We start from the raw sequence: 10365 nt of genomic DNA, 5'->3' as shown, positions 1-10365 counted from the left end.
GGTATTTCAATACATTATATGTTTTGGTTCAAGAATGGCTTTTTTTAGATTATCAAAATCTTTTTGAAGATTTCAATACATTATATGTTTTGGTTCAAGCTCAAATAGTTCTTATGCTTGTTATGCAAATGCAGGATTTCAATACATTATATGTTTTGGTTCAAGTTAAGTTTTCGAAGTGATCCTTATTTTTTCTTTGATTTCAATACATTATATGTTTTGGTTCAAGAATAGCTTTTTAAGTTCTTTTTCAACTTCTTTAGTCAATTTCAATACATTATATGTTTTGGTTCAAGACAAAAAAAGACTCTATAAAAAAAACTTTTTATAGGATTTCAATACATTATATGTTTTGGTTCAAGAAATTAAAGAAAAATCAAGTGCAGACTTTTCATCATTTCAATACATTATATGTTTTGGTTCAAGTCATCTTCATAGCCATTTACTATTTTTGTATCTCCTATTTCAATACATTATATGTTTTGGTTCAAGATACTCTTTGTCATCTAAAGTAGTTAAAGCACCTTTATTTCAATACATTATATGTTTTGGTTCAAGTCAATTTCTGGAATATTATTTTGATACTCAACTGTATTTCAATACATTATATGTTTTGGTTCAAGATTTGTTTGAATGTGCGTACCACCATTACAAATAATATTATTTCAATACATTATATGTTTTGGTTCAAGTCCTTGTTTTGTGTGTGGAACTTACAACAACATTGAAATTTCAATACATTATATGTTTTGGTTCAAGGAGGAAAAAAAGGAAGGAATAGTATAGAAATAACTAAATTTCAATACATTATATGTTTTGGTTCAAGCATATCTTCGATATGGAAATCCTCTGTTTACAATGTCATTTCAATACATTATATGTTTTGGTTCAAGCCCAATAGTCACTATTTGACTCAGGAGCTTTAGGAGTATTTCAATACATTATATGTTTTGGTTCAAGTTGTCGTTGTCATCTATTGCAAAATCTACTTTAATATTTCAATACATTATATGTTTTGGTTCAAGTGTAGCTTATTTTCTAAAACATAGTTGTAGATAATATTTCAATACATTATATGTTTTGGTTCAAGGATAGGTTTACTTATGAAGATAACTTAGTTTATGACAATTTCAATACATTATATGTTTTGGTTCAAGTTAATAAGTTTTGGTGTGCTTCATGCTCATTCTAATTTCAATACATTATATGTTTTGGTTCAAGTTTAATGTCTATTGTTCCGTCAAATTCTTCTTCGATTTCAATACATTATATGTTTTGGTTCAAGATATCTAATTTAGGTCTACCAAATCTTTTATCTTTATTTCAATACATTATATGTTTTGGTTCAAGAGCTACCGACTTGTTGACAAAGTGAACTGCTTCACTTATTTCAATACATTATATGTTTTGGTTCAAGAAATTTGTGAATCTTCTTCTTTTAAAAATTCTCTATTTCAATACATTATATGTTTTGGTTCAAGAGAAAAAATGTTAATCGGCGTTAAAATAAGTAAAATTTCAATACATTATATGTTTTGGTTCAAGTTTCTACAAAAGCATTTATTGTTTCAATTATATTATTTCAATACATTATATGTTTTGGTTCAAGTAATCCTCAATTTGAGGATTATAAGTAGGCTCTTGATTTCAATACATTATATGTTTTGGTTCAAGAGAGGAAAAAAAGGAAGGAATAGTATAGAAATAACTAATATTTCAATACATTATATGTTTTGGTTCAAGTTAATGTGTTAATTTCTCCAATTTGATTAACTTGATTTCAATACATTATATGTTTTGGTTCAAGAAGTTGTGAATAATCTTGTGTTCAGAATAGTGTCTGTATTTCAATACATTATATGTTTTGGTTCAAGGAAGATGATTTAGGCATTTCTAAAATACACTTTCCCTTTAATTGGTTCTTTAAAGAAGTTTTTCCAAACGATTATTTTAAAACAATAAGTTGTGAAAGAACTTTTTAAAAGTGCCTTATTATAGCTGTTTTTAGATGATATTGTTTTTAAGTAGGTTGGAAAATTATATAAAGATGGATTCTGATTCTTTTTTATCATTTCCTATTGATACTTCTGCAAAGCTTCCTGAGTTTTGTACCTTTATGATAGAGATAAAATCCAAGTCTTTATCTATTACTTTTTTTAGTTTTGTTTCTAACATTATTTGATCAGAAGGAGTTATATTACCTCTGAAAATTGATTTTTGATGATGTTTTAGGTATTGTTTACAGATTTTAAAAACTTTCGCAACTCTATATTTACCTATATCGCTAAACTCATCTGCTATGTCATAAAACAAAAATATATAGTTGTAATTAAAAGTTTGTTTTTTTGCCATCTTAGACCTTCTCTTTTAGTAAAAATTGTTTGAAATCTTTACCTTCTACTATATATTTTATAAGTTTATATCCATCTAGTTTGATGCAGTTTTTAAAGCTTGTTTTTCTTTTTAGTTTTTTGTGCATAAAAGTTTCATTTATTCTTGTTTCAAAGGCATCTATAAATATCTTTTTGCCCTCTTCATTTAAAAGCGCATAATTTAAACTTTTGTCGAAGTGCTTTGCAACTTGAATTCTTTTTTTACCTACTAAATCAAAAATAGTTTTAAATACAATAATAGGTTTGAAAGCTTCACTTATATCAAGACTTAAAGAGAACCTTCCCTCTCTTGGAGAGTGTAAGAAACTTATAGTTTGATTTAGATGTGTTTCATATATACTTGATATTGTTTTTGTATAAAGCAAAGTATTTCCAAAACTCACAAGAGCATTTATAGGATTATCTGGTGGTCTTTTTACCCTTTTGTTCATGATAAAATCTTCTGGCAAGAAATATTTAAAACTATCGTAAAATCTACTCCAAATCTGCCCTTCTATAAAAAGTATCTGTTCTATAGTTAAGTCTTTACTTAAAAACTTTTTTACATCATCTTTCAACCAATCAAGTGTTTGCTTTAACTCTTTTTTCCATGTCTAAAATAGTGATACAAAGTTTCATGAATATTAGCAGCTATTGATTCAACTATCGCTTTTGCTATAACTAATCTTCTCTCAATAAAACACATAGATTGTTTTATAGTCAAATCCCCACTTACAAGTTGCTCTTTAGGATAAAAGCTTCCGCTATAATTTCCATGATAATTAAAAAGATGAAGTGTAATTCCAGCCTTTGAGATAAAATCCAAAAACTTGGTATTGAAACTCACTTCATTCATACAATATAGTTCCCTAGTATCTTGTATAGGAATATAAAAATTCCCTTTTTCGTTTCTAAAAGCTATGGAGTTATCTTTTCTTTTTAACTCACCCATTGAAAATATATATCTAGTATGATTCTTTGCCATTTTAATCCTTATATAAAACAATACTCATAATAAGCACACTTTTTACACTTGTTTTCAAATTTTGCTGTTGGTGGTACTGGTGCATTTATAAGAGTTTCTATCTCATCACATATTTTTAAAAGCTCTTTTGCATTTACCTCATCTAAGTCAATATAATGTATCTTTTTATTTTGTTTATTTTTTTCTATAAACTCAATCTTCCCTTTTTTCTCAACACCTTTTTGTTTTAATTTATAAAGATAAAGTAAAACTTGCCATTTTACAGCTACGGGGTCACTATCACTCTTTTTTATCTCCACTAAATAATCACGAGTAAGTTTATCAATCTTGATATTATCAATACTTATCTCACTCTTTTTTGACTTTTCCTCACTTATCTCATGCAAGATTTTACCGATTCGTACATCTTCGCTATTATCTTCTAGGTTTATGCGATTGGCGTGAAGATAACACTGCCTTTTGCAATGAAAATAATAGTTTATGAGTGTGCCATTTACCAAAATATATCCTTACTTTTATCTTGATATACTTTTCTATTAAACTTACCATTTTTTATAAAATCATCATAATTAGAAATAAAATGATAAGAACCACATATATAATCAAAATATGGTAATGATTGCTTATCTGTATACTTTGTTATATTAAAGGTAAAAAACTGCATTAAAGAGTTTAATTCACTTCTTTTTACTTCTTTTTGAGCATAGTTCTTTATATCATTTAATTTTTCAAACTCTTTCCAAATAAGTAATCCATCCAAATTCTCATCTTCATCTAAATATTTTGCTATTATTTTTTTATCTTTAAACTCATCAATTTTATATTTTGAAATATCAAACTTAAAAGGGAAGTATAATCTAAAACTTTGTGAATTAATAAGTCTCATTTTTTCTTGTATCTCTTTATAGTTTAATTTTTGAACTTTTTCATTAAACTTTTCAAAATTTCCAAGTATTCCATCTTTTATTTTTGAATCATTACTTTTTATTCTTCTAAATACATTTTTATAAAAATTCTCGAAATTTTTATCTAATAAAACTTGTCTAAATTCATCTTTTCGCAAGTTATCTTCTATACGATTGTCCTCTTTATAAATCTTATTCTCTTCATCTTTATTAAAAAAATACACTTTTGGTTTATATCTATTTTCAACTTTTAAGCAAGACCTATTTATCCGACCTAAAAATTGTTCTTCACTATCTATAGTTGAAATATCTTTAAAACCCAAATCCATATCTATATCAACACCAGCTTCTATAACTTGTGTTGCAACTAATATGATTTTCAATTCTTTTTTATCTTTTATTTTTTGTATTATATGTTCCCTAGTAGCTTTATTATCATCACCACTCAATTCAAAAATCTCAAAATCTCTAAATCTTATATCTTCTTCAATTCTCTCAAAAAATTCTCTTGCACTATCTTTTTTTATAAACTCAAATACTATCTTTGAATAGTTTTCTTTTTCTATATTTAATTTCTCTATCAAAATATCATATTCAATCTCTTTATATAGCTCTAATAATGAAAAATCGATTTCTACTCTATTTTTAAAATATTTACTTTGAAAATAGTCATTTTTGTTTTTGATAAGTTCTACAAAAATATCTTTATTTTCTTCACTATCTATTAAATTATCAAGTTTTGGTAGGGTTGCAGACATAATAATAATCTTCATATTTAATGCTTTTGCATAAATAGAAAAAAACTTAATCATATATGACCAAAGTTTATTATCATAACTTTGTATTTCATCAAGTATTATCACACTATTTGCAAGTTGCCAAAGTGGAAAGTTATCTTCTTTTGTTGTTCCAAAAAGTATATTAAAAAATGCAATATGTGTCATAAGAATCAACTCATTATGAAAAAAAAGTCTACTCATATATGACTTTTGATATTTACTCTCTTCATCTTCTTGTTCTTGATCAGTTATCTCTTTTATAGGAGTAATAGAGTTAATCACTTCAATATTTAAATCTTCATCAAATATATCATCAAGTTGTTTTTTTGTTTGTTCAACTAAAGTATTGAAAGGAAATACATAAAATATTTTATTAATATCTTCTTGTTTTATCAGATTCATTGCAAGATTTATAGAAGTCAGCGTTTTACCACTGCCTGTTGGTGCTTCAAGATAAAATATGTTTTTATCTAAATTTTTAAGAAGATTCTCTTCTGCTTCTAAAAACATTTTTGAACGAAGTTTATTTATCCCTTTTATATTTTCATTACTTCTAATATTTCTGATAATTTTATACTCTTCAAATTTGTTTATGATTTTTTGCTTATCTTTTATAGTACCAAAATTAGTGGTTGGTAAATCAGCCATATAATGTGTTGTTGCATAATAATCACTTGAAACTAAAAGAGAAAAAAGAAGTTTATTTAATATATAAAACTCAAAGGGATTATTTATATACTTTTCACTCTTTTTTTTCACAAGTTCATAAGAACCATCTTCTTCTATATTATAATCTTCAATACTATCAAGCTTACCATGATGTTTCATAATCAAATAAGAGAATGTATTTAAAATATAATTAATTTTATAAAAAATTTCATCATCTTCTATCTTATCAATTTCTTCTATAAATAAAGATACAAACTCTTTAGCTGAGTAACTTGAATGTTCAGAAGATAATGTAGTTTTTTCAAATAATTCATTATCCATCTTATTTGCTTGAAAAGAATTATTTGTTTTACCTAAGTCATGCAAAAAAATAGCATTATAAAAAAGTTTCTTTATTAAAATAAAATTATCTTTATCTAAATCAATAATCATTTTATCAATTAAAGAGGATAAGTTTTTTTCTTTTATGATTTTTTCAAGATAAAACTTTGTTAGATTACAATGATCAATTAATTTCTCTTTAGGCTTATTTCCACAAGTATGAGCAAAATAATTTTCATATTTTTGCTCATCTAAATAAATATACATAAAATAACCTTTCTAAAAAAAGAAATAATTCTTATCTTCAAAAGAATATATATTTTTATATTCACTTTTTAAACTTAACTTTTGATTTGTAAAAATCAAATTTTTATATTCATAAAAATGAAAATCTTTTTGTAAAGATACAGGAGAAACCTCTTTAAAAATAAAAGGCAATACTCTTCTTCCTGCGCTATCTTTGATTTCAAAATAATCATCTACAAATAATGAATCAATTTTTTCAAAATTTTTTGAACTTTCTAAATTTATCTCTTCTACAAAATCTATATTGGCAGGATGATCATTTTTACCTAAATATGGAATAAATACAGTCTTTTTATTTAATAAATCTTCTTTTATTTTTTCATATATTTCAGTTTCATTATCTAGAATAAATATTTGCCATTTTGGATTTTCAAGCCATTGCTCTCTCACGATTAAATTTCCACCCAATTCTTTACTTGCATATCCTACAGAGTTATTAAAAGTTTGGATTTTTTTTGTAAAATATCCTGTATTTGGTTCTTTACCATTTTTTGGAATTATACTTATCTTTAAATCTTTTAATTTTTCATAATACTCAGGGAAACCATCATTTAAAGGTTTTTTATTTCTCTTATTTTCGATATTTTCATCATAAAGTTTTATATATCCATCAAGTCCAATAATTGCACCAAGTATCCCTAAAAGTGCAGGTTTATGAATATTGTTATATGTAAAATATGTATAAGAATTTACATCAGGCTTTTTAAAAATGGCACTTTTACCACTTATCTCAAAGCTTAAAGCCTTCATCTTATAACTTTTCTTGTGTAAAGATATTAAACTTATCTAATGTTGTATTTACTTTTAGTTTATAAGGGTTAAAATACACCTCTACATTTTCATATTTACCTTTGATAAGTTCTTCCACTTTTAATAAATCAATGGCTCTTTTATCACTATCAAAAACAATATAATCACTCAAGTCGGGTAAATAAGTATTTTCATCACTACATTTAACAAATAAAGCAAACTCATTTTCACAACCAAATTTTGAATTTGTATTAAATGCTGTTGCACTTGTAAGCGCTACTTTTTTAAACTCTTCAAAATCATTTTCAGTATAACCTTCAAAATTATTTAATATTTTCTTATAATTATCATATACTTTTGGATTTATTGAAAAACCATAAAAATAGTGTGCTTCATCAACAGTCACTTTAGTACCCAAAGTTGATTGCTTTGCATCTTCTTTTGTAGAATCAGCAAAAGGAGATAATATATCTTGAACCTCTATATTTGTATCATCAAACTTATTAAAGCCTTGTCCAAATTGTACAGCACCAGTTATTGAAATATTTTGTCCCTCTTCTGCAAAAGTAGCTCCAAAGTTTTTAACATCAATACACTTAAAAAGATTTATCAAAACTTCATTTGTAGTAGTATTCTTTTTATCTATAGTTGAAAAAAGATTTGCATATCGTTCACCTAACTTATTTGGAATAACACTTCCTTTTTCCTCTTTTAAGCTTTTGATATACATCACTTTTTTATCTTCATTTTCCCACATTTTTTTCATTGGATATTTTAAAGCTTTATCACTACCAAAGATGTCACCATTACTTGTAGATTTTGGACGACCTGTAAAATCAGCATTCCAGTTTGCCATTTTTGCTTTTATTCCTACTATTCCATAAACTCTTTTCATTATACATTCTCCTCATTTTCTTTGTTTTCTTCTTTTTTTCTTTTTTCATAAAATGTATTTTTAGACATAAAACCTACTAAGAATCTATCTTTTTCTTTATTGCTTAATTTACTATCATCTTCATAAGCTTTCAAAAGAGAACTAGCTTTTAATGCCCAAGCATTATTAAGTCTTATTTCATGTTTAAATTTTTCTAAATCATTATTTAAAATACTTTGTATTTTAGATATATATTTAGCTTTAAAATATTGTTCTGCTAAAGCTAAAGTTTTATTTTTATTACTTGCTTTACTTAACGATAACAAATAAGCTGCCCATTGACCTGCTAAAAAAAGATATTCATCTTTTGATAATGATTTATACTCTTCATCCTCTAATATATTTTTCAAATGTTGCAACTCTTGTTTTATATCCATATCTTCTCCTTTTTGTAATGCTAATTTTAAATTCATTGCTTCTTTTGCTTTAAACTCTCTTTCATTCATATAATGATTTATAACAAATTGTGTCCCATATTTTTTTATAATATTTAAAAATCCTCTATCATCATATTTTTTAAAACAATTAATCATTGTAAATTTAGTTATAAAAAGTATTGATTGTAATTCTTTTGATAAAAAATCAGATACTTTTATATCTTTACTATCTCTATAGTAATTAAACTTTAATTGCCCATTATAAAAAAGTGTATCAATCTTATCTTCTAATTGCCATAACTCTTTTATCTCATAATCAGATATTAATTTTTTATCTTTTTCTAGTTCTAAAATATTTTTTACATATATTGGATTAAATGATTTATTTATATCATCTGCTTTTATAGGAATATAATCAAACTCTGTAATTTCAGCTTCATCATTGCTTAAATGTTTTTGTATAAAAAAATGTTCATCTAAAGTTCTATCTTGATTATAAGGTTGAAGTTTCAACCAATCAAAAAATTTCTTTAACATCAAAGCATCTTTATTTTTTATCATAAAAGGGATAGTAAGTTTTCTATTTTTATTTTCTAAAAAAGGTTTTTTAGAGTTTAATCCCATATTTGAATTTGATAAACCATAAATTACATCATCAATCTTTTGATTATATTTACTATCATTAAATATTTTTAAAGATAGATAGATTTCACTCTCTTTTTTATAATTTTCTAAATCTTCCTCAAAAAATATTTTTATGTAGTTTTTTATCTCTTTTTCTTTTGCTACTTGAATTATTTTGTCAAAACTATTTTTCAAAATTAAACATTTTTTTAGAATATCCTCTTTTCTATTCTCATTTTTTAACCTATCTTGAAAAACTGCTATTATTTCTTTGTCTTTTTTATCTTTATATTTTGAAAAATCAACTAGAACATTAAAGTGCTCATCTATTTTTTCTTTTGCATATTCACTATTTTCAATTTTGAAAAAATAAGATAAATAATTAATATTATGAATTTTTTTATCAAATAAAGCCTTATTTGAATTTATATAAGAGCTATAATAATCCCACTTTTTAAAATCATCACAAATACTACTATTCTGTATGCCATTTAAATCAGTAAAAATCTTTTCTCTTTTTACAGTTTTTGATTCAAAGAGTTCTAAAGTCTCGTCTTTTTTTATTTTAACGTACAATCCATCTTTTAAATTATATGAACCTAAAATCAAATCATCATTTTTCTCTTTATATAATTTTTCGAATACTTCTAAAACATCATAAATCATTGATTATCCTTACTTAATTCATCTAGTTTTTCTTTTATTATCTTCTCTTCATTGTTGTATATATATTCAAATTCATCAAAGGCTATAGTCAATTTATAAACATCTTTATTTAGCCAATAAATAATTTCCGATATCTCTTTATGAATTTCAAATAGATTTTTTATATTAATAATCGTATCAAAATGAAAAATCTTATTTCTAAATTTTCTTATTAAATTTATTTTTTTCATTAATACTTTTCTAGTTGCATATTTTCTTGGAATATTGGGGAATATCAATTTAGTATACTTATTCCATACTTTTTGGTCATAAGGTTTACTAAAAAGTGCACACCAAAATCCAAAATTTAGTTCTGAGATTATTCTTCCAGGAGTCAATTCTTTATTTATATTATTTTTTGCTTCACTTATTTTTTTATATGAATCATTTGTTAAAAAATCAGATATTTCAAACCAATTATCATTTTCTAATTGATTTGATAGTGTAGTATGTATATTATTTCTAAGAGTTGTTTCAAGTTTTTGCAATGGCAAATAAAATGATTTAGATAGTTCAATATTTAATAGATATTTTATAATAATTGTTTTTTTATCTTTTGTTTGAAAAATAGTAACATAATGACTTAATCTTTCAGTAGATACAGATTTTTCTAGATTTTTATAAAATTCATCATTCAC

Annotated in this window: 9 protein-coding genes and 1 CRISPR repeat array (1 of these 10 running past the window's edge); all 9 genes read right to left on the bottom strand. The window is 24.4% G+C overall.

All coding sequences use genetic code 11. From position 1 onward, the window contains the following. Positions 1–1874: a CRISPR direct-repeat array (repeat unit 30 nt; unit sequence ATTTCAATACATTATATGTTTTGGTTCAAG) (it extends 1241 nt beyond the left edge of the window). 163 nt (positions 1875–2037) lie between these two features. Genes cas2 through CRU93_RS02100 form a run of 9 tightly spaced genes read right to left on the bottom strand, consistent with a single transcriptional unit; the run spans position 2038 to position 10365 of the window. Continuing rightward, on the bottom strand, positions 2038–2352 hold the full coding sequence (cas2, locus tag CRU93_RS02135) for a CRISPR-associated endonuclease Cas2 (RefSeq protein WP_129102531.1): 315 nt from the start codon (positions 2350–2352) through the stop codon (positions 2038–2040). Between the two features lies 1 nt (position 2353). Then, positions 2354–2950, bottom strand: coding sequence for a CRISPR-associated endonuclease Cas1 (gene cas1 / locus CRU93_RS14305; RefSeq protein ID WP_258238802.1), 597 nt, complete (start codon positions 2948–2950; stop codon positions 2354–2356). A gap of 17 nt (positions 2951–2967) precedes the next feature. After that, positions 2968–3357, bottom strand: a complete 390-nt coding sequence (locus CRU93_RS14300; RefSeq protein WP_258238801.1) for a CRISPR-associated endonuclease Cas1 — start codon at positions 3355–3357, stop codon at positions 2968–2970. Positions 3358–3365: 8 nt separating this feature from the next. Beyond that, positions 3366–3857 carry a CRISPR-associated protein Cas4 gene (locus CRU93_RS02125; protein ID WP_309109273.1) on the bottom strand — a complete coding sequence of 164 codons (492 nt, stop codon included), beginning with the start codon at positions 3855–3857 and terminating at the stop codon, positions 3366–3368. Then, entirely contained in the window at positions 3851–6298 is a 2448-nt protein-coding gene (cas3, locus tag CRU93_RS02120) for a CRISPR-associated helicase Cas3' (RefSeq protein ID WP_129102529.1), read from the bottom strand. Before cas3 ends, CRU93_RS02125 begins: the two co-directional genes overlap by 7 nt. Before the next feature lie 12 nt (positions 6299–6310). Then, a complete protein-coding gene (gene cas5b, locus CRU93_RS02115; RefSeq protein WP_129102528.1) occupies positions 6311–7087 on the bottom strand; it encodes a type I-B CRISPR-associated protein Cas5b in 777 nt (258 codons plus the stop codon). 1 nt (position 7088) lies between these two features. Then, entirely contained in the window at positions 7089–7982 is an 894-nt protein-coding gene (locus CRU93_RS02110; RefSeq protein WP_258238800.1) for a type I CRISPR-associated protein Cas7, read from the bottom strand. Further along, the gene (locus CRU93_RS02105) at positions 7982–9688 is read right to left on the bottom strand and encodes a hypothetical protein (RefSeq protein WP_129102526.1); all 1707 of its coding nucleotides are present in this window, start codon (positions 9686–9688) and stop codon (positions 7982–7984) included. The genes CRU93_RS02110 and CRU93_RS02105 overlap by 1 nt, the downstream gene beginning before the upstream one ends. Further along, positions 9685–10365, bottom strand: coding sequence for a hypothetical protein (locus CRU93_RS02100; RefSeq protein ID WP_129102525.1), 681 nt, complete (start codon positions 10363–10365; stop codon positions 9685–9687). Before CRU93_RS02100 ends, CRU93_RS02105 begins: the two co-directional genes overlap by 4 nt.

The sequence above is a fragment of the Arcobacter sp. CECT 8985 genome (assembly GCF_004116495.1).
Classification (GTDB): domain Bacteria; phylum Campylobacterota; class Campylobacteria; order Campylobacterales; family Arcobacteraceae; genus Malaciobacter.
This window is presented reverse-complemented; position numbering and strand designations above follow the sequence as displayed.